We start from the raw sequence: 25,344 nt of genomic DNA, 5'->3' as shown, positions 1-25,344 counted from the left end.
AACGCCTTCGCGCCGATGATAGTGGACGGACGTCTGTGAAAGTAGGTCATCGTCAAGCTCTTACCCCTCAAAGCCCCGCCGGTATCCGGCGGGGCTTTGTCTTTGGGCGATGACTGATGGATATCACCCGGAATCCTGCCCAGATTCGGCTCGTCATTGGACTGCCGAGAGAGGCCTTCGCTTGGCAGTCAACCAGGCTGCAAGCCGCGCCAATGTTGAATGTGCCCAAATAACAACGCCCGTGGGCAGGGGGGCTTTGTGCGGTAAGATTGACCGAGTCAATTCGTTGGAGCGTTATCGTGAGTGATACCCAGACCCCCGTGCCCGGTACGAAATTAGATCTGCGCACGTTGACCCACGTGGCTTACGGCTTGTTTGCCTTGGGCTTTTTGACGAGTGGAATTCTGGGCATCGCGACCTTGGCTGCCGTGGTGCTGATGTATCTGAAGCGCTCGGAAGCCGCCGGCACGGTTTACGCCGCCCACTTCGACTGGATGCTGCGCACCTTCTGGTGGGCCATGTTGTGGCTAGCCATCAGCGGGATTGCCGTGTACATCTTCATTGGCTGGATCGGCCTGATCGCGACGGTGGTGTGGGTCTTGTACCGCCTGATCAAAGGCTGGCTGGCATTGCTGGAAGGCGCTGCGCCCACGACTTACACCTGATTTCGTATCCGTTGTGGCAAAAGCGAGAGGCCGGCGAGTTCGCCGGCCTTTTTTCATGTGCCTTTGTCCGAAGGGCTAGGACAGGACGACACAGGCGGCGACGACAAGCATGGGTACACCGAAGACCGCCGCTTGGATGCGAACTGCCCTGGGCGAATTGGAGAGGCTTGCGCCAGGCGCCAGGACCTGCGCGAACATGACCACGATCACCGAGTGGATTTTCGGGTTTAACGCAAGGGTGGCAGCAATGGTGCGAGCATGCGAAGGTGGCGCTGGACCTGTCGCAGGGCGCCGTGTTCAATGATGCGGCATTGGTATTGCAGACCGCGGTCGACGGGCAGGGCGTTGCGTTGGGACGCTTGATGCGCGCTCGTCTGCGCAGCGTCCGGAAGGTGCTGCATTCCGAGGGGGGCTTGAAGAGGCGCGCCAATCCTAGCGATCAGCCCGATGGGGATCGAAGGGAACTGCCAAAGAAGAATACGGAAGGGGAATGCCGGAGGGGAATGCCATGTCCGCGGAACGCGGAGCCGGCTTTCGCGCGGGAGATGGAGCTTGCGCGAGGGAGGGTGTGCTAGCCCGGCGGAGAGCCAGGGCGTCGCGACAATCCAAGAGGCAGGGACGTACGGGGTACGCCCTTTGCCTGCTTACTTCAGATGTGCGTTGACCAGTTTGGTCAGTTCGAACATCGTGACCTGATCCTTGCCAAAGATCGGACGCAGCTTGGCATCGGCGTTGATGTTGCGCTTGTTGCTGGCATCTTGCAGGTTGTGCTTCTTGATGTATTCCCAGATCTTCTTGGTGACCTCGGTACGCGGCACGGCTTCCGAGCCGATGACAGCGGCCAATTCGGCGCTGGGGGTCAGGGGCTTCATGAATGCAGCGTTCGGCTTGCGCGCGGTCGCGGGTTTGGAGGTTGTGGCCATAATGCGGCGCTCCTTCTCTGGCTGTTGGAAAAATTGTCCTGCGGCCGGAGCATAACGTGTCTCTCTCGTAAAGACAAAGGCATTTATCCTCTGTAGCAACTAAAATGCACAGACTGTCCCCCCTACCACGTCATTCTGTAACCTCCTATGTACGCACGATCTCCTTTGGAATCAATTCGCCTGTTTCATGACGAATTGACGGCGCTGCGGCGCGATTTGCATGCACATCCCGAGTTGGGCTTCGAGGAAGTCCGCACCTCCGGGATCGTGGCTGGCGCGCTCGAGGCGCTGGGCATCGAGGTGCATCGCGGCATCGGCAAGACGGGCGTGGTGGGCGTGATCCGGGGCAAGCGTTGCGACAGCGGGCGCATGATCGGGCTGCGCGCCGACATGGATGCGTTGCCCATGACGGAGGACAACGACTTCGGCCACAAGTCCACCAAGCCGGGCCTGATGCACGGCTGCGGCCATGACGGGCACACTGCGGTGTTGATCGGGGCCGCGAAATACCTGGCGCAAACGCGCAATTTCGATGGCACGGCGGTGCTGATATTCCAGCCGGCCGAAGAGGGGCGCGGTGGCGCCCGCGCCATGCTTGAAGATGGTTTGTTCGACACGTTCCCGTGCGACGCGATCTACGCCTTGCATAACTGGCCGGGTCTGCGCCCCGGCACGATCGGCATCAACCCGGGGCCGATGATGGCCGCGGCAGACCGCTTCGAGATCCAGATCACGGGCCGTGGCGGCCACGGCGCGCACCCGTATCAGACGATTGATCCCGTGACGATCGCGGGGCAGATCATCACGGCCTTGCAGACCATCGTGTCGCGCAATGTGAACCCGCTGGATTCGGCGGTAGTGTCCATCGGATCCATGCAGGCGGGGCATCCGGGCGCAATGAGCGTGATCCCGCGTGAAGCCAAGTTGGTGGGCACGGTGCGGACGTTTCGCAAGTCGGTCCAGGAAATGGTCGAGACCCGCATGCGTGAACTGGTTACGGCGATCGCCGGCGCGTTTGGTGGTTCGGCCGAGCTGATTTACGAGCGCATCTACCCCGCAACCTTGAACACGCCGCAGCACGCGAATCTGGTGGCCGACATCGCGACCGAGATGATCGGCAAGGAAAACGTGGTGCGCGATCTGGTACCGTCGATGGGTTCCGAAGATTTTTCGTTCATGTTGCAAAGCAAGCCCGGTGCGTATTTCCGTCTGGGCCAAGGCGGCGCCGAGTCGGGCTGCGTGCTGCATAACTCGCATTTTGATTTCAACGATGCCGTCATTCCCCTGGGCAGCGCGATGTTTTGCGCGCTGGCAGAACGGGGCATGCCGCTGGCAGATTAAGAAGCTTCCATGTCTACTCCCAACACGAATCAACTCACGATCACCCGCCCCGATGATTGGCACCTGCACTTGCGCGATGGCGCGGCGCTGGAAGCCGTGGTGGCGGATACCGCGCGCCAGTTCGCGCGCGCCATCATCATGCCGAACCTGAGGCCGCCGGTGACGACCACCGAGCAGGCGCTGGCCTATCGTGGCCGGATCCTGGAGGCACTGCGCAAAGCCGGTGGCAACCCGGGCGCCTTCACGCCGCTGATGACGCTTTATCTGACCGACAACACCTCGGCGGAAGAGATCTTCCGCGCGCACGAGTCGGGCCAGGTCTATGCGGTGAAGCTGTATCCGGCCGGCGCGACGACCAACTCCGACGCGGGCGTCACTGATTTGCTCGGCAAGTGCGCGAAGGCGTTGGAAGCTTTGGAAAAGTGCGGCATGCCGCTGCTGGTGCACGGTGAAGTAACCGACCCGGCGATTGATGTGTTCGATCGCGAGGCGATTTTCGTGGAACGCGTCATGAAGCCGCTACGCCGCGCGTTTCCGGCTTTGAAGGTGGTGTTCGAACACATCACGACGAAGGAAGGCGCGGAGTATGTGCGCGACGCCGAAGGGCCGATCGCCGCGACGATCACGCCGCAGCACATGCTGTACAACCGTAATGCGATCTTCCAGGGCGGTGTGCGTCCGCATTTTTATTGCCTGCCGATCTTGAAGCGCGAGACGCATCGCCTGGCGCTGGTCGAGGCCGCCACCAGCGGTAGCCCGCGCTTCTTCCTGGGCACCGACAGTGCGCCGCACGCGCGTGGTTTGAAGGAACATGCGTGCGGCTGTGCCGGCTGCTACACGGCACTGCACGCGATGGAGCTGTACGCGACGGCGTTTGAAGCGGCGGGCAAGCTGGATAAGCTGGAGGGTTTTGCCAGCTTCCACGGCCCGGACTTCTATGGTTTGCCGCGAAACACCGGCACGTTGACCTTGCTGCGCGAAACGTACCAGGTGCCGGACGAGCTGGAATTTGGCAACACGACGCTGGTGCCGCTGGCGGCTGGCGAAGCGCTGGCCTGGCGCGCCAAAGTCTGAACAACCGATGCGCCGGAAGCGGCGCGTATCGGCGAATAACAAGCGGGGGAGCGGCTGTGCGCCGTTCCCCCGTTTTTTTTACCGCGTGATGAAAGTGCTCTATATATAGAGGTGACGTCAGTGGTTGACGTCAGCGCGTGCCATCAGAGCGTGCCGTCGCGGCGCGCTTCCAGCAATTCCCAGCGGGCGAATCGTTCTTCGAGTTCGCTTTCCAATTTGGCGAGTTCGCCATTGATGCGATCGACTTCGGCGGGGGCATCGCGGTAAAGGCTTCCGTCCGCCAGTTTCCCGGCCAGTTCAGCCTGTTGCGCTTCCAGGGCGGCGATGGCGTCAGGCAAGCCTTCGAGTTCGCGCAAGTCCCATGCGTTTATCTTGGTCGCCTTGGCCGGCTTGGGTTTGGCGACCTTGCCACGCGCCGCGCTTTCGTCGACGGGCTTGGCGTCGGCGTCCGCATCGGCGGCGTGGGCCGGGCGGGAGGCGGGGCGCTGGGCAACCCATTCGTCGTAGCCGCCGACGTAGTCGCGCCAGCGGCCTTCGCCCTCGTAGGCGATGGTCTGCGTGACGACGTTGTTCAGAAACGCGCGATCATGGCTGACAAGGAGTACGGTGCCGGCGTATTCCTGGAGGAGCTCTTCCAGCAGTTCCAGCGTTTCGATGTCCAGGTCGTTGGTGGGTTCGTCCAGCACCAGCACGTTCGCGGGGCGGGCGAACAGGCGCGCCAGCAACAGGCGGGCGCGTTCGCCGCCGGACAGGCTGCGCACCGGGGAACCGGCGCGGGCGGGCGAAAACAGGAAGTCGCCCAGGTACGTCATGACATGCTTGCGGGTGCCGCCGATTTCGACCCATTCGCTGCCCGGGCTGATGATGTCGACGAGCGAGGCGTTTTCGTCCAGCTGCGCGCGCATTTGGTCGAAGTAGGCCACAGCCACGTTGGTGCCCAGGCGCGTGGTGCCGGTGTCCGGCTGCATTTCGCCCAGGATGAGCTTTAGCAGGGTCGTCTTGCCGGCGCCGTTGGGACCGACGATGCCGATACGGTCGCCGCGCAGAATGGTTGTGGAGTAGTCGTCCACCACGATCTTGTCGCCGAAGGTCTTGCCGACATGTTCGAGTTCGGCCACGAGCTTGCCCGAGCGCTGGCCTTCCGCCAGCGCCAGCGAGACGTCACCGATGCGCTCACGGCGCTCGGCGCGCTGCACGCGCAGGCTTTCCAGGCGGCGTACCCGGCCTTCATTGCGGGTGCGGCGGGCTTCGACGCCTTTGCGGATCCAGACTTCCTCTTGCGCCAGAAGCTTGTCGAATCGGGCCTGTTCCAGGCGTTCGGATTCCAGCCACTGAGCCTTGCGCTCTTGCCACTGGGAGAAGTTGCCCGGGAAACTGAGCAGGCGGCCGCGGTCCAGTTCGACGATGCGAGTGGTGACGGCGTCCAGGAAGCGGCGATCGTGGGTGATGATGACCGCGGCGCCGCGCCAGCTGCGCAGCATCTCTTCCAGCCAGGCGATGCCGTCGAAGTCGAGGTGGTTGGTGGGTTCGTCCAGCAGCAGGAGGTCGGGCTCTTCGACAAGGGCGCGCGCCAGGGCGACGCGCTTGCGGGTGCCGCCGGACAGGCCGGCGATCTGCACGTCAGCGGGCAGGCCCAGCTTTTCCAGTATGGCGCGCACGCGCGAGGGGCGTTGCCAGTCTTCGTGGTCGCCTTCCACGTTGCAGACGACATCGAACACCGTGGCGTTTTCGTCCAGCTCGGGCTCTTGTTCGACCGTGGCCACGCGCAGGCCCGAGCTGCGGGCGATGTCGCCGTCGTCTGGAAGCGTTCTGCCGTCCAGCAACCTCAGCAGCGACGACTTGCCCGCGCCGTTGCGGCCGATGAGGCCGATGCGCTCGCCGGCCTGGATGGCGAAGTCGGCGTGGTCCAGCAGCGGGTGGTGGCCATAGGCCAGCTGGATGTCGGTAAGAGTGATGAGAGTAGCGAGGGCCATGTATCGGGTCGTTTTTGCGGCGTCTAAGCGGATCAGGGCGTATTGTCGCAGGAACCCCGCGAGCCCGTTTGCGGGAGGTCGGCGCACCCCCTTGGCGCTGTCGTGGGGGACGGAGCGGCAACCTGTAATAGAATAGCCACCGCAAGGCGGGTCGGGCGATCGCGGTGGATGCGAATCCATCGAGGAAGGTCCGGACTCCATAGGGCAGGGTAACGGCTAACGGCCGTCCGGCCGCGTCCTCGGGCGCGGTTGAGGAATAGGGCCACAGAGACGAGACTGCGGCGCGGGCGTGCTTGCACGCACAGATACGGCCATCTCCGTGTCTCGCCAATCGGCAACGAAGGGCGGCATCGCAGGGTGAAACGCGGCAACCTCTACCCGGAGCAACATCAAATAGGCATGCGTGCGACCCTCGGGTCGCGAAGGGCGGCTCCGTCCAAGCATGCGGGTAGGTGGCTAGAGCGGCTCAGCAATGATCCGCGCAGAGGAATGATCGTCCGCCAGGGAAACCTGGTGTACAGAATCCGGCCTATAGACCCGTCTTGCATCGAATTCCCACCCACGAGTTGGCCAGGCTTGAAGCCTGGCCGCGCTGGCCCGCGCCCGGCAGTGGCGGCCGCAGCATTTTTTTGGCGGCCACGGGCGGTGCGTCGGGCGGGAAGCCTCGCCAGAACGGGCGATCCGGCCCTTCGTAAAACAATGCAAAGTCATCCTTAGGCGCTACTTCTGAAGAAGGACTTGTAGTGTGCGCCGCAACCTCCTGATTTATTAGGAGGTTTTTCTTTTTGCGGTTTTACATATTGGTCTAAGTCCTTGTTGTGATTGAAAAAATTGCAACCACGCGCTTGACCGCCCCTGTGCCATACCGTAGAGTGGGAAATAGTAGGAAATTGTGCAATTAAGTGGGGTAAAAGTGGTGTTTCAGGGAAGCAGCGCACTCACGCTGGATGCCAAGGGACGGATTTCGATTCCGACCCGGCATCGTGACGCGCTGATGTCGCAGGCCGATGGCCGGCTGACCCTGACCCGCCACCCCGACGGCTGCTTGCTGGTGTACCCGCGGCCGGAGTGGGAAAAGAAGCGCGAGCAGATCGCCGCCTTTCCCATGACGGCTCGTGCGTTGCAGCGGCTGTTGCTCGGCAACGCTCAGGACGTGGAACTGGATGGCTCCGGCCGGGTCCTGATCGCTCCTGAACTGCGCAACGCTTCCGGTATGACGCGCGATGTGATGCTGCTCGGTCTGGGCGCGCACTTCGAGCTGTGGGACGCCGCTACCCTGGCCAGCCGCGAGGCTGAAGACTTGGCCAAGGGTATGCCGGATGTGTTGAATCAGTTTTCGTTCTGAAAAATCTATGGAATTCGAACATCGGCCCGTTCTGCTGGAGCCGACGGTGGACGCACTACTGCTGCCCGACTTCGGCGGCAAGGGCGCGACACGGTCGCACATGCAGACCGAGCCGGATACGGCTACGCGGGCGGAACGCGGCGTGTTTGTCGACGGCACTTTTGGCCGGGGCGGGCACAGTCGCGAGCTGCTTGGGCGTTTGGGCAAGGAAGCCCGGCTGGTGGTGTTCGACAAGGATCCCGAGGCAATCGCTGTAGCCCGCGCGTTGGCGGCGGCGGACCCCCGGGTCACGGTTATCCATGGCGGCTTTGCCACCATGGCCGAAGAATTGGAGCAGCTCGGCATCGGCAAGGTCGATGGCGTGATGCTGGATCTGGGCGTGTCGTCGCCTCAGATCGATGATGCCGAGCGTGGTTTCTCGTTCATGCGAGACGGCCCGCTCGATATGCGGATGGACACCACTCGTGGTCCCACGGTGGCGGATTGGCTGGCGCAAGCCAGTGTGGATGAGATGCGGGAGGTCATAGCGGATTATGGCGAAGAACGGTTTGCTTTTCAGGTTGCAAAGGCGATTGCTGCTCGCCGCGCAACAAGGCCGCTGCGCACCACGCTCGAGCTTGCCGAGTGCGTCGCCAGCGCCGTCCGCACGCGCGAAAAGGGGCAGCATCCGGCCACACGCACCTTTCAAGCTTTACGGATTTACATCAATCGGGAACTCGAAGAGCTCGCGCGCACCCTCGCGGCAGCTCTAGACCTGCTTGCTCCGGGGGGGAGGTTGGCGGTGATCAGCTTTCATTCGCTTGAAGACCGCATGGTCAAGCAGTGCATCGTGGCGGCGGCTCGGCCGGCCGCCGCGCATGCACGCCTGCCGCTGCGTGAAAGCGAAATGCCCCAGCCGATCCTGCGTTCCCTTGGCCGTGTCCAGGCTGAAGACGACGAGGTCTCGGGCAATGCCCGCGCCCGCTCCGCTGTCCTGCGCGTTGCCGAACGCACCGAAACGCCGCTGCCCCCCGAGGGCGGTTTCGCGTTCGTGAAGATCGGCTCGCTGCCCGGCAGCGACCTGGCTCCGCCGCCTCGCCGCGGCGGCAAGGGAGGGCGGCGCTAATGGGTCGTGTCAACTTGATCATTGCGGCTTTACTGATGCTGTCGGCCATTTCCCTGGTCACCAGCCGGTATCAGTCGCGTCAGCTCTTTGTGGAGCTGGGACGTGATCAGGCTCAGGAACGCGACCTGGAAACCAATTGGCGCCGGTTGCAGCTTGACCGCGCCGAACTCGCCCGCAACGCGCGGGTCGATGTGATTGCACGCGACGGCCTGAAGATGATTCCCATCGTTCCGGACCGCACGCTGTATCTGAATCAAGCGCCCGTCTCCACCGCTGGGGGCGCGCAATGAAACGCGTTCCCTTCTTCGACAACCCCGTGCTGCGTGGGCAACTGCCCACCTGGCGCGCGCGCCTGGTGCTGATCCTGCTGTTTGGCGGCTTCACCGTGCTGGCTGGCCGCGCGCTCTTCCTGCAAGGGCTGTCGACGGAGTTTCTGCAGCAGCAGGGCGAACGCCGCTATGAACGCACCCTGACGCTGGCGGCCACGCGCGGCAAGATCATGGACCGCAACGGCGCGGTGCTGGCTTCCAGCGTGCCGGCGCGCGCCATTTGGGCGATTCCGGAAGACGCCAAGCAGGGCACGCCTGCGCAGATGGACACGCTGGCCAAGCTGCTGGACATGCCGGTGGCCGATTTGCGTCACCGCCTGGTCGATGAAGACAAGAACTTCGTCTACCTGAAGCGCCAGGTCCCGATGGACGTGGCCGACAAGATCAAACAGTTGGGCATGGCTGGCGTGCACCAGCAACCCGAGACCCGCCGCTACTACCCGGACGGCGACGTGATGGCCCACGTGGTGGGCTTCAACAGCGTCGAAGACCAAGGCCAGGAAGGCGTCGAACTGACGTTCAACCAGCAGCTGTCTGGCCGCCCCGGCAGCCGCCGCGTCATCAAGGACCGGCTGGGCCGGGTCATTGAAGACGTGCAGGCCGTGACGTTGCCGGTGGACGGCCGCGACTTGCGCCTGTCCATCGATACGCGTTTGCAGTACCTGGTGTTCAAGGAATTGAAGGACGCCATGGACAAGCACCAGGCCAAGGGCGCTACCGCCGTGGTCGTGGACGTGCATACGGGCGAAATCCTGGCGCTGGCCAACGTGCCGACTTTCGATCCGAACAAGCGCGAGTCCTTTCACGGGTCCAAGCTGCGCAACCAGGCCATTACCGATACGTTCGAGCCCGGCTCGATCATGAAGCCGTTCACCGCCGCGCTGGCGCTGGACCTGGGCCGGATCACGACCTCGACGCTGTTCGAAACCGGCAATGGCCGCTTCAGCTATCAGGGCAGCACGATCAGCGACGTGAGCCGCAACGGCACGTTGGACGTGGCCGGCGTGCTGCGCAAGTCCAGCAATATCGGCATGACCATGATCTCCGAGAAGTTGGAATCCCGCGAAATGTGGGACCGCTTCACCGAATTGGGCCTGGGCCAGGCGCCTCAAGTGGGATTCCCCGGCGCCGCGCCCGGCCGCTTGCGCCCCTGGGACCGCTGGCGCCTGATCGAGAAAGCGACGATGGCTTATGGCTACGGCCTGTCCGTGTCGCTGCTGCAAGTGGCGCGCGCCTACACCGTGTTCGCGCGCAACGGCGACATGGTGTCGCTGACGCTGGTCAAGCGCGACAGCGACCCCACCAGCGTCAAGATCTATACGCCCAAGACGACCGCCATGGTGCGCGCGATGCTTGAAGCGGCCGCCGGCCCCGAAGGCACGAAGGCCGCGCAGGTGCAGGGTTACCGCGTGGCCGGCAAGAGCGGCACCGCGCGCAAGATCGTCGACGGCAAGTACAGCATGCAGCGTTATCGGAGCTCGTATGTGGGCTTCGCTCCGGTGTCGGATCCGAAGATCGTGGTGGCCGTGTCCATCGACGAGCCGACGGTCGGCGGTTATTACGGCGGCGCGATCGCCGCGCCCGTGTTCTCCCATATCGTGGGGGGGAGCCTGAGGCTGATGGGGGTGCGGCCGGACGCGCCATTTGAATCCACGATTGTTGCTGGTCTCAAGGAGCCAGGCAGATGAGCGCCAAAGGCTTCCTCTCCCACCCTGTCGCCACGGTTGCCGAAACCGTGGCGTGGTTGCATGCGCGCGTCTCGTTGACGGCGCACCTCAAGCTGGACTCGCGCGATATCGAGCCGGGCGACGTGTTCGTTGCCTGCCCGGGCCTGTCCAGCGACGGACGTCTCTATATAGATAAGGCGTTGGCGCTGGGCGCCAGCGCAGTGTTGTTCGAAGCTCCGGCCAGCGAAGCCATCCAGGCCGCTGGCGGCGATACGCCGATGTTGCCCGTGACCGGGCTGCGCGCCTTGCTGGGCGAGTTGGCCGACACCTGGTACGGCCGTCCGTCCGCCGCGTTGGCGGTGGTGGCGGTGACAGGCACCAACGGCAAGACCTCGTCGGTCCAATGGATCGCGCATGCGCTGAGCCGTAACGACAAGCCTTGCGGCACCATCGGCACCCTGGGCGCCGTACTGCCCGACGGCCGCACGCTGGGCGGCGATTTGACGACGCCTGACGTCCTGACCGTGCATCGCACGCTGGCGGCGATGCGCGACGCCGGCGCGAAGGCGGTGGCCATGGAAGCGTCGTCGATCGGTATCGAACAGGGGCGTCTGGACGGCGTGCGCATTGCGCTGGCCGCCTTCACGAACCTGACGCGCGACCATCTTGATTACCACGGCACGATGGAACACTACGAGGCCGCCAAGGCCCGCCTGTTCCGCTGGCCGGGCCTGACGGCCGCCATCGTCAATGCCGATGACGCGGCCGGACGCCGGCTGATTGCAAGCCTGCCCGCCGGTACCGGCGCGATGGGCTACAGCCTGAGCGACGCGCCCGAGATCCCGGCCGCGATGCGCGCACGCGATCTTCAGGCGACGTCCCAAGGCCAGATCTTCACGCTGGTGTCGCCCCATGGCGAAGCCCAGATCGTGACGCGTCTGCTGGGGTCGCACAACGTATCGAACCTGCTGCTGGTGGCTGGCGTGCTGTACAAGCTCGGCCTGCCGTTCGCGCAGATCGCGCGGGAACTGGCCGCGACGGACCCGGTGGACGGTCGGCTGCAGACCGTGGAAACGCTGCCGGTCACGACTCAAGCCCATGCGGGCCGCGGCCCGCTGGTGGTGGTGGACTACGCGCACACGCCCGATGCGTTGTCGCGCGCCTTGACGGCACTGCGCGCGGTGGCGGTTGCCCGCTCTGGCCGCCTGATCTGCCTGTTTGGCTGCGGTGGCGAGCGCGATCCGGGCAAGCGCCCCGAAATGGGCCGCATCGCGGCGGAACTGGCCGACCACGTGGTGGTCTCCAGCGACAATCCGCGCACGGAATCGCCCGAAGCGATCGTTGAGCAAATTCTGGCCGGCATCCCGAAAGCGGCAAAGGCCGATGTCCAGGTCGACCGCGCACGCGCCATCATGCAGACGATCTGGGCCGCATTGCCCGAAGACGTGGTGCTGCTGGCGGGCAAGGGGCATGAAACCTATCAGGACATCGGGGGCGAAAAGCTGCCTTTCGATGACCGCGAATGGGCGCGCCTGGCATTGCTGCTGCCCCAGGTCAAAGGCGTATCCACGGATACCCGCCGCATCGGCACGGGCGAATTGTTCGTGGCGCTGGTCGGCGAGAATTTCGACGCGCACAACTATCTTGATCAGGCCGAAGGCCGCGGTGCCTGCGCGGCTGTCGTGGCGCATGCCGTCGGCGACGCGAAGTTGCCGCAATTGGTGCTGGGCGACACCCGCCTGGCGCTGATGCGCATTGGCGCGGTGTGGCGTTCGCAGTTCTCGCTGCCGGTCGTGGCAGTGACGGGCAGCAACGGCAAGACGACCACCAAGGAAATGATCTCGGCCATGCTGGCCGAATGGCGGGGCGAGGCGGGCCGTTTGGCCACCGCCGGCAACCTGAACAACGATATCGGCGTGCCGCTGACGCTGCTGCGCTTGCGTCCGGAGCATCGGGCGGCCGTTTTCGAACTGGGCATGAACCACCCGGGTGAAATCGCCCAACTGGCCGCCATGGCGGCGCCGACGGTCACCCTGGTGACGAACGCGCAACGCGAACACCAGGAGTTCATGCACACCGTGGAAGCGGTGGCGCACGAGAACGGCGCCGCGATCACGGCGCTGCCGGACGACGGCATTGCCGTGTACCCGGGGGATGAACCGTATTGCGCAATCTGGGATGCGCTGGCGGAGCCGCGCCGCGTGCTGCGCTTTGGCCTGCAACCCGGTCTGGATGTGTACGCGGAGAATATTCTTGCCGACGTGAGCGCCACGCGCTGTCGCGTCGTGACGCCTGTTGGCACGGCGGAGCTGTCCCTGCCGGTGCCCGGGCTGCATAACCTGCGCAATGCGTTGGCCGCGATCGCCAGCGCCATCGCGGCGGGAGTGCCGCTGGATAGCGCCGTGCGCGCCCTGGCGGGTTTTGTCCCTGTTGCGGGCCGCATGCAGCACAAGCAAATGAGTGACGGAACGTTGCTCATTGATGACACCTACAATGCCAACCCCGATTCGGTTCGTGTCGCCATCGACGTGCTGGGCCGCATGGCCGGCAAGCGCGTCCTGGTGTTGGGCGACATGGGTGAAATCGGAGACGACGGCCCGGCCCTGCATGCAGAGGCGGGCGTTTACGCGCGCGAGCATGGGCTTGACGCGCTGGTCACGCTGGGCGAAGCCAGCCGGGCGGCCGCGGCCGCATTCGGAGCTGGGGCGCACGCCTGCGCATCGGTAGACGAAGTGGTTGCCGCCTTGCGCGGTTTGCGCGCGTCCTGCGTATTGGTAAAGGGATCGCGCTTTATGCGCATGGAGCGGGTAGTGACGGCTTTTTCTTTGAATGACGGACAGGCGGCCAAGGCGCAGGGAGAACACCATGCTGCTTGAGATCGCCCGTCTGCTTTCCGATGATGTGCGCGCGCTGGGCGTGTTCGAATACATCACTTTGCGCGCCGTGCTGGCGTGCGCGACGGCGTTGCTGATCGGCCTGGTCGCCGGTCCGCGCGTGATCCGCAAGCTGACCGAGATGAAGATCGGCCAGGCCGTGCGTTCGTACGGCCCGGAGACGCATCTGGTCAAGACCGGCACCCCCACGATGGGCGGCGTGCTGATCCTGATTTCCATCGCCATCAGCACCTTGTTGTGGGCGGATTGGACCAACCGCTTCGTGTGGGTGGTGCTGCTGGTGACGTTCGGCTTCGGCTGGATCGGCTGGCGCGACGACTACCGCAAAGTCGTTTATCGCGATCCCGAGGGCATGCCCGCCCGCCAGAAGTTCTTCTGGCAGGCCACCATCGGCATGATTGCCGCGGTGTATCTGGCATTCGCCGTGTCGGCTCCCGCCAATACCGAACTGTGGCCGCTGTTCAAGGCCTGGGTCGGAAGCGGCTTCACGATGGCGTTGCCAACGCGCGCCGACCTGATCGTGCCGTTCTTCAAATCGGTGAGCTATCCGCTGGGCGTGCTGGGCTTCGTGGCGCTGACCTGGGCCGTGATCGTCGGCACCAGCAATGCCGTCAACCTGACCGACGGCCTGGACGGCCTGGCGATCATGCCGACCGTGATGGTGGGCAGCGCGCTGGGCATCTTCGCGTACGTGGTCGGCCGTGTCGACTATTCCAAGTACCTGTTGTTCCCGTATATCCCCGGCGCCTCTGAATTGATGGTGCTATGCGCGGCGATCGGGGGCGCGGGACTGGCATTTTTATGGTTCAACGCGTATCCGGCGCAGGTGTTCATGGGCGACGTTGGCGCGCTGGCGCTGGGTGGCGCGCTGGGCACCATCGCGGTCATCGTGCGCCAGGAAATCGTGCTGTTCATCATGGGCGGCGTGTTCGTGGTGGAAACGCTGTCGGTGATGATCCAGGTGACCTGGTTCAAGTACACGAAGCGACGTTATGGAACAGGTAGACGCATATTCCGCATGGCGCCGTTGCATCATCACTTTGAAGTGGGCGGCTGGAAAGAAACCCAGGTGGTCGTGCGTTTCTGGATCATCAGCATGATGCTGGTGCTGATTGGCCTCTCTACCCTGAAGTTGCGATGAATACGATGGAAACCTCCCGCGCTGGCGCGCCGCTCGTCCTGATCCTCGGATTGGGCGAGACGGGTGTCGCCGCCGCACGCTGGTGCGCCCGCCTGGGCGCCCGCTTGCGTGTGGCCGACACGCGCGCCGAGCCGGGCGGACTGGCTGCGCTGCGCGACGCGCTGGCGCAGAGCGATGTGGAATACCGACTGGGTTGCGACGCGTCTTTCAATACGGCGTTGCTGGATGGCGTGAATCAGGTCGTGCTTAGCCCCGGGCTGGCGCCGGCCGAGGCGCCTGCTGCCGACCTGCTGCGCGAAGCCGAGGCCCGCGGCATTGAAGTGGTCGGCGAAATCGAATTGTTCGCGCGCGCCCTGGCCGACCTGGCCGAAACGCGCGAGTACCGTCCCCGCCTGCTGGCCGTGACGGGTACCAACGGCAAGACCACCGTGACCGCGCTGACGCGCGACCTGATCGACGCCAGCGGCTTGTCGGTCGTGGCGGCCGGCAATATCAGTCCCGCCGCATTGACGGCGCTGATCGACGCGCTGGACAACGACGCGCTGCCGCAGGTGTGGGTGCTGGAGCTGTCCAGCTTCCAACTGGAAACGACCCGTTCGCTGATGGCCGACGCGGCCGTCGTGCTGAACGTCACGCAGGACCATCTGGACTGGCACGGCGGCATGGACGCCTATGCGGCGGCCAAGGCGCGCTTGCTGCAGATGGCGCGCATTGCCATCGTCAACCGCGACGACGCGCTGACCGTGCGCATGGTGCGGACCGTGAACGCGCTGAACGTGCGTACGTTTGGCCGCGACATGCCGGAATTGGTGGGCGACATGGGCCTGGAACTCGGGCAGGGCGTGTCCTGGCTGGTTGCGGCCGAACCCAGCGATTTCGATGAACCCGCGCCGCCCGTGCGCAAGAAGAAGGACGCGCCCGAACCGGTGCGCGCCAACGGGCGCATGAGCCGCCTGATGCCCGTGGACGCCTTGCGTATCCGCGGCATTCACAATGCCCTGAATGCGCTGGCTGCGTTGCAACTGGCGCGTTGTCTGGACCTGGGCTGGGGCGCGATGCTGCGCACGCTGCGCGAGTACGCCGGCGAGCCACACCGCGCTGCCTTCGTGCGCCAGATCGGCGGCGTCGACTATATCAACGACAGCAAGGGCACCAACGTGGGCGCGACCGTCGCCGCGCTGGAAGGACTGGGGCAACCGGTGGTGCTGATCGCGGGCGGCCAGGGCAAGGGGCAGGATTTTTCGCCGCTGATTCCGGTGGTGTCGCGCCATGCCCGCGCCGTGATGCTGATTGGCGCGGACGGGCCCGAGATCGGCCGCGTGCTGGCGCCGACCGGCGTCAATTGCGTCTTCGTCGATTCGCTGCATGACGCCGTGCGCGGCGCGGCGGAACTGGCGCAACCTGGCGACGCCGTGCTGCTGTCGCCTGCCTGCGCCAGCCTGGATATGTTCCGCAACTACCCGCATCGCGGGCAGGTGTTCGTGGAAGAGGTCGAAGACCTGGCCCGCGACCGTGGAGAGGTGGCATGAGCCTGATCGCCGACCTCACCGCCAGCGTCAATGCCGTACGGCCCGGCCGTACCAAAATGCGCAACTTCGATCTGCCGCTGGTCATCGCGGCGTCGACGTTGTTGCTGCTTGGCTTGCTGATGGTGTATTCGGCGTCGATCGCGCTGGCCGACGGCCCGCGCTACGCGTCCTACGGGCGCTACTATTTCGTGATCCGCCACGGCCTGTTCGTCAGTGCCGGGCTGCTTGCCGGCGCCGTGGTGCTGGCCATCCCGATCCGCGTCTGGCAACGCATGGCCGTGCCGCTGTTCGTGGTGGCGATGATCCTGCTGGTCGCGGTGCTGATCCCCGGCATCGGCCGCGAGGTCAACGGCGCCCACCGCTGGATTCCTCTGGGTCCGCTGAACTTCCAGCCGTCCGAACTGATGAAGCTGGCGGCGCTGCTTTACGCGGCCGACTACACCGTGCGCAAGCAGGAACACATGCAGGCGTTCGCACGTGGCTTCCTGCCGATGGCTTTCGCCTTGGCTGGCGTAGGCATGTTGCTGCTGCTGGAGCCGGATCTGGGCGCCTTCATGGTGATCGTGGCGATCGCCATCGGCATCCTGTTCCTGGGGGGGATCAACGGCAAGTACTTCAGCAGCCTGCTGGCCGTGCTGGTCGGCACCTTCCTGATGCTGATCTGGCTGTCGCCGTGGCGCCGTGCGCGCCTGTTCGCCTACCTGGATCCCTGGAACGAAGACAATGCCTACGGCAGCGCCTATCAGCTGTCGCACTCGCTGATTGCGCTGGGCCGTGGCGAATGGCTGGGAGTGGGACTGGGCGCCAGCGTGGAAAAACTGCACTACCTGCCCGAAGCGCACACCGACTTCCTGATGGCGGTGGTGGGCGAAGAGCTGGGGTTTGCCGGCGTCATGCTGGTGATCACGCTGTTCGCCATCATCATCTACCGTGGTTTCGACATCGGCCGTCAGGCCATCGCCATGGAACGCACGTTCGCGGGCCTGGTCGCGCATGGCGTGGCCATGTGGTTCGGCGTGCAGTCCTTCATCAACATGGGCGTGTGCCTGGGCCTGCTGCCTACCAAGGGTCTGACCCTGCCGCTGATGAGCTACGGCGGTTCGGGCGTGGTGATGAACCTGTGCGCGCTGGCCATGCTGATCCGGGTAGACGTCGAAAACCGGGTCATGATGCGCGGGGGACGGGTATGACCGCCGTCCGCACCATCCTGATCATGGCCGGCGGCACCGGCGGGCACATCATGCCCGGTCTGGCCGTGGCCGACGTGCTGCGCGAGCGCGGCTGGCGCGTGCTGTGGCTGGGCAACCCCGACAAGATGGAAGGCAAGCTCGTGCCGCCGCGCGGCATCGAACTGGTGCCGCTGCGCTTTCAGGGCGTGCGCGGCAAGGGCGCATCGGCGCTGTTGAAGCTTCCGTTCCTGCTGTTGCGTGCCTTTGCGCAGGCGTGGTCGCGGTTGTCCGACGTGCGGCCGGACGTGGTGCTGGGCATGGGCGGCTATGTCGCCTTCCCTGGGGGCGTGATGGCTGCGCTGCGCGGCACGCCGCTGGTCGTGCATGAACAGAACGCCGTGGCCGGCACCGCGAATAAGTGCCTGGCCAAAATGTCGCGCCGCGTGTTGAGCGGATTCCCTGGCGTGCTGCCCAAGGGCGAAGCCATGGGCAACCCGGTGCGCGCGGACTTGTGCGCGCTGCCGGACCCGGCCGTGCGCTATGCCGGCCGCACGGGCCCGCTGCGGGTGCTGATCGTGGGCGGAAGCCTGGGCGCGCAAGCGCTGAACACGACGGTGCCGCAGGCGCTGGCGCGGCTGCCGCAAGACAGTCGGCCGATGATCACCCACCAGGCCGGCGAGCAACATTTGCCCGCGTTGCAGCAGGCCTACGCCCAGGCGGGCGTGCAGGCCGACTGCCGCGCGTTCATCGATGACATGGCGGGCGCCATGGGCGACGCGGACCTGCTGATTTGCCGCGCGGGCGCCATGACGGTGTCCGAAGTGGCTGCGGCCGGCGTCGCGGCGCTGTTCGTGCCGTTCCCGCACGCCATCGATGACCATCAGACCGCCAACGCGCGCTTTTTGAGCGACGCGCAGGCCGCTTGGCTGCAGCCGCAAACCGCCTTGACGCCCGAGTGGCTGGCGGACTGGCTCGCCCAGCGTTCCCGACAAGAACTGGAAGCCGTTGCCGTCCGGGCCCGCGCGCATGCGCACCCGGAAGCGGCGGCTCATATCGCCGACGTCTGTGAACAAGCAGCGGGGCGTTCATCATGAAACACAGAATTCAACATATCCATTTCGTAGGCATCGGCGGCTCGGGCATGAGCGGCATTGCCGAAGTGCTGCTCAACCTGGGCTACACGATCAGCGGTTCCGACCTGAACGAGTCGGCCGTGACGCGCCGCCTGGCAGGTCTGGGCGTGAAGATCGCGATTGGCCACGTGGCCAGCAACGTCACGGGCGCGGGCGCCATCGTGACGTCCACCGCCGTGGCGGGCGACAACCCCGAAGTGATCGCGGCCCGCGCGTCGCGCATCCCGGTGGTGCCGCGCGCCATCATGCTGGCCGAACTGATGCGCCTGAAGCGCGGCATCGCGGTGGCCGGCACGCACGGCAAGACCACGACGACCAGCCTGGTGGCCAGCGTGCTCGCCGCCGGCGACCTGGATCCCACCTTCGTGATCGGGGGGCGCCTGAATTCGGCCGGCGCCAATGCTCGGCTGGGGCAGGGCGACTACATCGTGGTCGAGGCCGACGAGTCCGACGCGTCGTTCCTGAACCTGCTGCCGGTGATGGCCATCGTGACCAACATCGACGCCGACCACATGGATACCTACGGCCACGACGTGGCGCGTCTGAAGAGCGCGTTCATCGAGTTCACGCAGCGCCTGCCGTTCTACGGCAGCGCCGTGCTGTGCTCGGACGATGCCAACGTGCGCGAGATCATGCCGTTCGTGTCGCGTCCCATCACGACTTACGGTTTGAATGAAGACGCGCAGGTGCGCGCCTATGAAGTGCAGCCGGAAGGCACGCGCATGCGCTTTAACGTGCAGCGCACGCACCTCGATACGCTGCTGCCGCCGTTGCAGGTGGAACTGAACCTGCCCGGCCTGCATAACGTGCGCAACGCGCTGGCCGCGATTGCCGTGGCGACCGAACTGGGTGTGTCCGACGAAGCGATTTGCGACGCGCTGGCCGCGTTCAAGGGCGTGGGCCGTCGTTTCACGCAGACGGGCGAATTTCCCGTGCCGGCCAGTCATGGTGGCGGCACGTTCACGGTGATCGACGATTACGGCCATCACCCTGTCGAAATGGCGGCGACGCTGGCCGCGGCGCGCGGCGCTTGGCCGGACCGCCGCATCGTGCTGGCGTTCCAGCCGCACCGCTACACGCGGACGCGGGATTGCTTTGAAGATTTCGTGCGAGTGCTGGGCACGGCGGACGCCGTGCTCCTGACCGAGGTCTACGCCGCTGGCGAACCGCCCCTGGTGGCGGCCGATGGGCGTGCGCTGTCGCGCGCCTTGCGCGTGGCCGGCAAGGTCGAGCCGGTGTTCGTCGAAGACGTGGCTGAGCTGCCCCAGGCCGTGGTGGACTTCGTGCGCAACGGCGACGTGGTGATTGTGATGGGTGCGGGGTCTATCAGCAAAGTCCCTGCTCAAGTGGGAGAACTGGCATGAGCGCGCAATTCGGCAAGGTGGGTGTCCTGTACGGCGGCCGATCCGCCGAACGCGAGGTGTCGCTGATGTCCGGCAAGGGCGTGCAGCAGGCGCTGGCAAGCGCCGGCGTGGACGCACACCTGTTCGACACGGGCGAACGCAGCCTGGCCGAGCTGGCCGCCGAAGGGTTCGATCGCGTGTTCATCGCCCTGCATGGCCGCTTTGGCGAAGACGGCACGATCCAGGGCGCCCTGGAACTGCTGGGCATTCCCTATACCGGCAGCGGCCCGATGGCTTCGTCGCTGGCCATGGACAAGACCATGACCAAGCGCGTGTGGCTGCAGCATGGCCTGCCCACGCCCCAATTTGAAGTGGTGGATGCCGACACCGAACTGCGCCTGGTGCCCGACCGCCTGAGCCTGCCGCTGATCCTCAAGCCGCCACATGAAGGCTCGACCGTCGGCATCACCAAGGTGGTGGGCTACTCGGACATGAAAGAGGCCTATGCCGCGGCCGCCCGCTACGACAGCGAAGTGCTGGCCGAGCAGTTCATCACCGGCCGCGAGCTGACCGTGGCGGTGCTGGGCTCCGGTAAGGCCGCGCGCGCGTTGCCCGTGATCGAGATCGCGGCGCCCGGCGGCAACTACGACTACGAACACAAGTATTTCTCGGACGACACGCAGTACTTCTGCCCGGCCACCTTGCCGCCCGAAGTGGCCGAGGAAGTCTCCGCGATCGCCGTCAAAGCCTATCGCGCGCTGGGTTGCGAAGGCTGGGGCCGCGCCGACTTCATGCTGGACCGCGACAACCGTCCGTGGCTGCTTGAACTGAATACCTCGCCTGGCATGACCAGCCATTCTCTGGTGCCCATGGCCGCGAAGGCCGTGGGGATCAGCTACGCCGAACTGTGCGTGGCGATTTTGTCCGAGGCCTCGTGCAAAGTGCACAGCGCCTCCCGTAACGCTTGACCTGGATATTCCGTGTGGAACGACGCTCGCACTACCAACCTGATCGCCAACACGCTAGCCGTGCTGGCGGTTTGCGCCATGCTCCTGGCGGGCGTGGTGTGGGTAGCGCAACGCCCGTTCTTCACGCTGTCGGCCATCGAATTGGAGTCCATGCCGGACACCGAGCTGCACTATGTGTCGCCGGGAGCGGTGCGGGCAGCGATCGCCGGTCGCTTCAAGGGCAACTTCTTCACGGTGGACCTGGACGACGCGCGCGAGATCTTCGAATCGGTGCCGTGGGTGCGCCATGCCACCGTGCGCCGGATCTGGCCCAATGTGCTGCGCGTGCGCATCGAAGAGCAGCAGCCTTTGGCGCTGTGGAACGAGAACCAGATGATCAACACCTGGGGCGAAGCGTTCACGGCGAACACGGGCGAGGTGGACGACGAAACCGTGCTGCCGCAGTTCTCCGGGCCCGAGGGCACCGAGCCGCTGGTCGTGCAACGCTACGCCGAATTGGCGCGCTGGTTCGCGCCGCTGGACATGCATGTCAAACAGCTGGAACTGAGCCCGCGCTACGCGTGGCGCGTCGTGCTGTCCAACGGCATGATGCTGGACCTGGGCCGCGATCCGGGCGCCGATGCGCCGGATCCGCACGGCTTGCCCGGCGCACTGCCGTTCGCGGCTCGCATTCAACGCTTTGTGCAGGCGTGGCCCGCCGTGTCGGGACGCCTGGAAGGGCGCACCATCACGCAAGCCGACCTGCGCTATCCGAATGGTTTCGCCCTGGCGCTGGCTCCGTTGCCCGCGTCGGAAACCAAATCCAAATCCACACCGAAACCTCCCAAGAAACGCTAACGCCATGACCCGTGACATCAAGGACCTTATCGTCGCCCTCGATATCGGCACCAGCAAGGTGGTGGCTGTGGTGGCTGAAATTTTGCCCGAAGGGCGATTCGAAGTGCTTGGCCTTGGCCAGCACGAATCGCGCGGCATGCGCAAGGGCGTGGTCGTCAACATCGAGACCACTGTGAATTCCATTCAGCGCGCGCTTGAAGAAGCCGAGCTGATGGCAGATTGCAAGATTCGCGACGTCTACACCGGCATTGCCGGCAGCCATATCCGCAGCTTCAACTCCAGCGGCATGGTCGCTGTGAAGGACAAAGAAGTCACCGCCACCGACGTTGCCCGCGTCATCGAGACCGCCAAGGCGGTGAACATCCCGACCGACCAGCAAGTGCTGCATGTGCTGACCCAGGAGTTCATCGTCGACGGCCAGGAAGACATTCGCGAGCCCATCGGCATGAGCGGCCTGCGCCTGGAAGTGCGCGTGCACATCGTGACGGGCGCGGTCAGCGCCGCGCAGAACATCGTCAAGTGCGTGCGCCGCTGCGGCCTGGAAGTGCAGGATCTGATCCTGCAACCGCTGGCCTCCAGCCTGGCCGTGCTGACCGCCGACGAAAAAGAACTGGGCGTCGTGCTGGTGGACATCGGCGGCGGCACCACCGACGTCGCCATCTTCACCGGCGGCGCGATCCGCCACACTGCCGTGCTGCCGATCGCTGGCGACCAGATCACCAACGACATCGCGGCCATGTTGCGCACGCCGACGCCGGATGCCGAAGAAATCAAGCTGCGCTACGGCGTGGCCAAGCAGGTGCTGGCCAGCCCGGACGAGTCCGTGGAAGTGCCGGGCCTGGGCGACCGCGGCCCGCGTCAGGTCAAGCGCCAGGCGCTGGGCGCCGTGATCGAGCCGCGCGTGGAAGAACTGTTCACGCTGGTGCAACAGGTCGTGCGCGATTCCGGCTACGAAGATCTGCTGGCGTCGGGCGTGGTCCTGACCGGCGGGTCGGCGCAGTTGCCCGGCATGATCGAACTGGCCGAGGACGTGTTCCTGAAGCCGGTGCGCGTGGCGGTTCCCGAGTACGAAGGCAGCCTGGCCGATGTGATGCGCAATCCGCGCTTCTCGACGGTGATGGGTCTGCTGCAGGAAGCGCGCATGCAGCGCGTGCGAGGCCGCAAGGTCGCGGCGCAAACGGGCAATTTCAAGAGCCTGCTGGCGCGCATGAAGGAATGGTTTATGAATTAAAGGGTGCAGGTTGGGGCCTGCTCCTTGGTGCGATCCGCGGCGGTATTGCGGGGAACACCAGAAAGAGGAGGCGTCTCAAACCCGTGGCGGACCTATGTAGTCGGCATCGGCTTTGAGGCGATTCACAAAAGATAGGCTGTTGGGGAATTTTTGTGATTTGCAAAATCGGACTTGTGAGGGAGTCATCATGATGAACTTTGAGATGCTTGAGAACAACACCAAAGGGACCGTAATCAAGGTCGTTGGTGTGGGCGGTGCGGGCGGCAATGCCGTCGCGCACATGATTCGCAACGGCGTGCACGGCGTGGATTTCATCTGCGCCAACACCGATGCGCAAGCGCTGGCGGCAACCAATGCCCCGGTGCAGATTCGTCTGGGCCGTACCGGCCTGGGCGCGGGCGCCAAGCCCGAGCAGGGACGTGCGTCGGCTGAAACCGCGCGCGAGGAGATCCGTGCCGCGCTGAACGGCGCGCACATGGTCTTCATCACCGCCGGCATGGGCGGTGGCACCGGCACCGGCGCAGGTCCGGTCGTGGCCGAAGTGGCGAAGGAACTGGGCATTCTGACCGTGGGCGTGGTCACCAAGCCTTTCACGTTTGAAGGCAACAAGCGCCTGAAGATGGCCGAGGACGGCATTTCCGAACTGGCCAAGCACGTGCATTCGCTCATCGTGGTGCTCAACGAGAACCTCTATGAACTGATGGACGAGGACGCGACGCAGGAAGACTGCTTCCGTTCGGCCGACGATATCCTGCACAACGCGTGCGCGGGCATCGCCGAAATCATCAACGTCGAAGGTAACGTCAACGTCGACTTCGAAGACGTCAAGACGATCATGGGCGAACAAGGCCAGGCCATGATGGGCACGGCATCGGCTTCGGGCGCTGACCGCGCACGCGTCGCCGCCGAGCACGCCATTGCTTGCCCGCTGCTGGAAGGCGTGGACCTGAACGGCGCTCGCGGCGTGCTGGTCAACATCACTGCCAGCCGCTCGCTGAAGATGCGCGAAACGCGCGAAATCATGGAAACGATCCGCAGCTACGCTTCGGACGACGCGACCGTGATCTTCGGCACGGCCTACGACGAGACGATGGGTGAAAACCTGCGCGTGACCGTGGTGGCAACGGGCCTGGGCCGTGCGCAAGCGCGTCCGCAACTGGTTCAAAACACCGCTGAAGTGCTCCGCACCGGTACCGACAACATGCCCATGGGCACGATGCCGGCCGGCCAAGGTGGCGATTACCGCAACCTGGACATGCCGTCGGTCATGCGCAATCCGCGCAGCCAGGCGTCCGCCCAGGTGCGTGCGTTGGAAAGCTCGGGCATGGATCATTTCGACATCCCGGCATTCCTGCGCAAGCAGGCGGATTGAAGCAAAGAGCCGACTACAGGCTCTAAACGCACTCCCTCATCTCCGGCTTGCCTGTCCCCGCGGGCAAGCCGGAGGCGGAGCGGTCCGTGTTTCCCTTGCACGGTTCTAATAAGGGACGGAGGTATCGGTCGATCTCGCGCGCCTGATGGCGTCACGGGTCGGACAGCGTTACAATACGTCAGTTACGCCGGCAATCTGTTCTCTTCGTGCCGGCTTCCTGGCTCTAACACCCAAGTCTCATGTTCCGACAGCGCAGCATTCAGAATCTAGTCCGCACGACAGGCGTCGGCGTCCACTCGGGACGGCGGGTAGAACTCACCCTGCGTCCGGCACAACCCAATACTGGCATCGTTTTCCACCGCGTGGACCTGCCGCAGGTCGTTGACCTGCCCGCGCAAGCCACTGGCGTGGGCGATACGCGCATGGCGTCCGTCCTGCAACAGGGCAATGTCCGCGTCTCCACGGTGGAACACCTCATGTCGGCGCTTGCCGGCCTGGGTATCGACAATCTGCATATCGACCTCACTGCCGAAGAAGTTCCCATCATGGACGGCAGTGCGGCAACGTTCGTTTATCTGCTGCGCTCGGCCGGTATCGTCGAACAGAACGCGCCCAAGCAATTCATCCGCGTCAAAAAGACGGTGGAAGTGCGCGAAGGCGAAGGCCGCAACGAAAAGTGGGCCCGCCTGGAACCGCACGAGGGCTATGCGCTGGCGTTCTCGATCGATTTCCGCCACCCGGCCATCGACTCCACCGCCAATTTCGCCGAGATCGATTTCGCGACGCACTCGTATGTGCGCGAGATCGCCCGGGCACGTACCTTCGGGTTCGTGAACGAAGTGGAAGCCTTGCGTTCGATGGGCCTGGCCCGCGGCGGCAGTCTGGACAACGCCATCGTCATGGACGAGTACCGCGTGCTGAACAGCGACGGGCTGCGTTACGACGACGAATTCGTGAAGCACAAGATCCTGGACGCCATCGGCGACCTGTATCTGTTGGGTAAACCCTTGGTGGCGCGCTATGTGGCGTGCAAGTCGGGCCACGGCCTGAACAACCAGTTGGCCCGCGCGCTGCTTGCTCAGCAAGACGCGTGGGAAATGGTCACCTATGAATCGCAGGCAGAAGCGCCCCAGGCGTTTCGCCACGAGTGGAAGCTGGCGTAGCGGTCCACCCCTGCCTGCTTGCACCTGGAGGACGATGGCGGTTGCCATCCTCTAGCGCTTAAGGCGCAAACCGGCGGCAAGCCATAGCATGACTCCGTCCGAGAACTTGGTTTCGCTTCGTTTCCGGGCGGGTTAGCCTCCG

At 64.7% G+C, this 25,344-nt stretch carries 20 protein-coding genes and 1 other RNA gene; 19 read left to right on the top strand and 2 right to left on the bottom strand.

Annotated elements, in window-relative coordinates:
- The first annotated feature begins 299 nt into the window (after nucleotides 1–299).
- Entirely contained in the window at nucleotides 300–665 is a 366-nt protein-coding gene (locus CQ050_RS04210; RefSeq protein WP_199196724.1) for a hypothetical protein, read from the top strand.
- 644 nt (nucleotides 666–1,309) lie between these two features.
- On the opposite strand, the gene CQ050_RS04195 is transcribed toward CQ050_RS04210, so the two are convergent.
- On the bottom strand, nucleotides 1,310–1,588 hold the full coding sequence (locus CQ050_RS04195; RefSeq protein WP_006217453.1) for an SWIB/MDM2 domain-containing protein: 279 nt from the start codon (nucleotides 1,586–1,588) through the stop codon (nucleotides 1,310–1,312).
- Nucleotides 1,589–1,735: 147 nt separating this feature from the next.
- Here CQ050_RS04195 and CQ050_RS04190 point away from each other — a divergent pair, with 147 nt between their 5' ends.
- Together CQ050_RS04190 and pyrC are read left to right on the top strand one after the other, a co-directional pair.
- The gene (locus CQ050_RS04190) at nucleotides 1,736–2,929 is read left to right on the top strand and encodes a M20 aminoacylase family protein (protein WP_105555531.1); all 1,194 of its coding nucleotides are present in this window, start codon (nucleotides 1,736–1,738) and stop codon (nucleotides 2,927–2,929) included.
- Nucleotides 2,930–2,938: 9 nt separating this feature from the next.
- Nucleotides 2,939–4,003 (top strand): dihydroorotase, encoded by a 1,065-nt coding sequence (pyrC, locus tag CQ050_RS04185; protein ID WP_105555530.1) that lies wholly within the window; start codon nucleotides 2,939–2,941, stop codon nucleotides 4,001–4,003.
- 143 nt (nucleotides 4,004–4,146) lie between these two features.
- Here the strand turns inward: pyrC and CQ050_RS04180 are convergent, their stop codons facing one another.
- Nucleotides 4,147–5,976 (bottom strand): ATP-binding cassette domain-containing protein, encoded by a 1,830-nt coding sequence (locus CQ050_RS04180; RefSeq protein WP_105555529.1) that lies wholly within the window; start codon nucleotides 5,974–5,976, stop codon nucleotides 4,147–4,149.
- Between the two features lie 143 nt (nucleotides 5,977–6,119).
- Here CQ050_RS04180 and rnpB point away from each other — a divergent pair.
- The 16 genes from rnpB to lpxC all read left to right on the top strand — a co-directional run bounded on the left by rnpB (nucleotide 6,120) and on the right by lpxC (nucleotide 25,202).
- An RNA gene (gene rnpB, locus CQ050_RS04175) (RNase P RNA component class A) lies at nucleotides 6,120–6,524 on the top strand.
- Nucleotides 6,525–6,892: 368 nt separating this feature from the next.
- Nucleotides 6,893–7,321: a division/cell wall cluster transcriptional repressor MraZ gene (gene mraZ / locus CQ050_RS04170; RefSeq protein WP_006226256.1), complete on the top strand. Its 429-nt coding sequence runs from the start codon at nucleotides 6,893–6,895 to the stop codon at nucleotides 7,319–7,321.
- Nucleotides 7,322–7,328: 7 nt separating this feature from the next.
- The gene (gene rsmH / locus CQ050_RS04165) at nucleotides 7,329–8,426 is read left to right on the top strand and encodes a 16S rRNA (cytosine(1402)-N(4))-methyltransferase RsmH (RefSeq protein WP_105555528.1); all 1,098 of its coding nucleotides are present in this window, start codon (nucleotides 7,329–7,331) and stop codon (nucleotides 8,424–8,426) included.
- Nucleotides 8,426–8,716, top strand: a complete 291-nt coding sequence (gene ftsL / locus CQ050_RS04160) for a cell division protein FtsL (protein ID WP_105555527.1) — start codon at nucleotides 8,426–8,428, stop codon at nucleotides 8,714–8,716. Before rsmH ends, ftsL begins: the two co-directional genes overlap by 1 nt.
- Nucleotides 8,713–10,443, top strand: a complete 1,731-nt coding sequence (locus tag CQ050_RS04155; RefSeq protein WP_105555526.1) for a penicillin-binding protein 2 — start codon at nucleotides 8,713–8,715, stop codon at nucleotides 10,441–10,443. The genes ftsL and CQ050_RS04155 overlap by 4 nt, the downstream gene beginning before the upstream one ends.
- A complete protein-coding gene (gene murF, locus CQ050_RS04150; protein WP_105555525.1) occupies nucleotides 10,440–13,298 on the top strand; it encodes a bifunctional UDP-N-acetylmuramoyl-L-alanyl-D-glutamate--2,6-diaminopimelate ligase MurE/UDP-N-acetylmuramoyl-tripeptide--D-alanyl-D-alanine ligase MurF in 2,859 nt (952 codons plus the stop codon). The genes CQ050_RS04155 and murF overlap by 4 nt, the downstream gene beginning before the upstream one ends.
- The gene (gene mraY / locus CQ050_RS04145; protein WP_105555524.1) at nucleotides 13,288–14,457 is read left to right on the top strand and encodes a phospho-N-acetylmuramoyl-pentapeptide-transferase; all 1,170 of its coding nucleotides are present in this window, start codon (nucleotides 13,288–13,290) and stop codon (nucleotides 14,455–14,457) included. The genes murF and mraY overlap by 11 nt, the downstream gene beginning before the upstream one ends.
- Entirely contained in the window at nucleotides 14,454–15,986 is a 1,533-nt protein-coding gene (gene murD, locus CQ050_RS04140; RefSeq protein WP_105555523.1) for a UDP-N-acetylmuramoyl-L-alanine--D-glutamate ligase, read from the top strand. The genes mraY and murD overlap by 4 nt, the downstream gene beginning before the upstream one ends.
- Entirely contained in the window at nucleotides 15,983–17,176 is a 1,194-nt protein-coding gene (gene ftsW, locus CQ050_RS04135; RefSeq protein WP_105555522.1) for a putative lipid II flippase FtsW, read from the top strand. Before murD ends, ftsW begins: the two co-directional genes overlap by 4 nt.
- Complete coding sequence (gene murG / locus CQ050_RS04130) at nucleotides 17,173–18,249, top strand: undecaprenyldiphospho-muramoylpentapeptide beta-N-acetylglucosaminyltransferase (RefSeq protein ID WP_105555521.1); 1,077 nt, start codon at nucleotides 17,173–17,175, stop codon at nucleotides 18,247–18,249. Before ftsW ends, murG begins: the two co-directional genes overlap by 4 nt.
- Nucleotides 18,246–19,652, top strand: a complete 1,407-nt coding sequence (murC, locus tag CQ050_RS04125) for a UDP-N-acetylmuramate--L-alanine ligase (protein WP_105555520.1) — start codon at nucleotides 18,246–18,248, stop codon at nucleotides 19,650–19,652. Before murG ends, murC begins: the two co-directional genes overlap by 4 nt.
- A complete protein-coding gene (locus CQ050_RS04120; RefSeq protein WP_105555519.1) occupies nucleotides 19,649–20,599 on the top strand; it encodes a D-alanine--D-alanine ligase in 951 nt (316 codons plus the stop codon). The genes murC and CQ050_RS04120 overlap by 4 nt, the downstream gene beginning before the upstream one ends.
- Nucleotides 20,600–20,611: 12 nt before the next feature.
- Nucleotides 20,612–21,436 (top strand): cell division protein FtsQ/DivIB, encoded by an 825-nt coding sequence (locus CQ050_RS04115; RefSeq protein WP_105555518.1) that lies wholly within the window; start codon nucleotides 20,612–20,614, stop codon nucleotides 21,434–21,436.
- Between the two features lie 4 nt (nucleotides 21,437–21,440).
- Nucleotides 21,441–22,667, top strand: a complete 1,227-nt coding sequence (gene ftsA / locus CQ050_RS04110) for a cell division protein FtsA (protein WP_006217473.1) — start codon at nucleotides 21,441–21,443, stop codon at nucleotides 22,665–22,667.
- Between the two features lie 187 nt (nucleotides 22,668–22,854).
- On the top strand, nucleotides 22,855–24,039 hold the full coding sequence (gene ftsZ, locus CQ050_RS04105) for a cell division protein FtsZ (protein WP_035213763.1): 1,185 nt from the start codon (nucleotides 22,855–22,857) through the stop codon (nucleotides 24,037–24,039).
- 239 nt (nucleotides 24,040–24,278) lie between these two features.
- Complete coding sequence (gene lpxC, locus CQ050_RS04100) at nucleotides 24,279–25,202, top strand: UDP-3-O-acyl-N-acetylglucosamine deacetylase (RefSeq protein WP_105555517.1); 924 nt, start codon at nucleotides 24,279–24,281, stop codon at nucleotides 25,200–25,202.
- The last annotated feature ends 142 nt before the right edge of the window (nucleotides 25,203–25,344 follow it).

The organism is Achromobacter sp. MYb9 (genome assembly GCF_002975275.1).
GTDB lineage: Bacteria > Pseudomonadota > Gammaproteobacteria > Burkholderiales > Burkholderiaceae_B > Achromobacter.
This window is presented reverse-complemented; position numbering and strand designations above follow the sequence as displayed.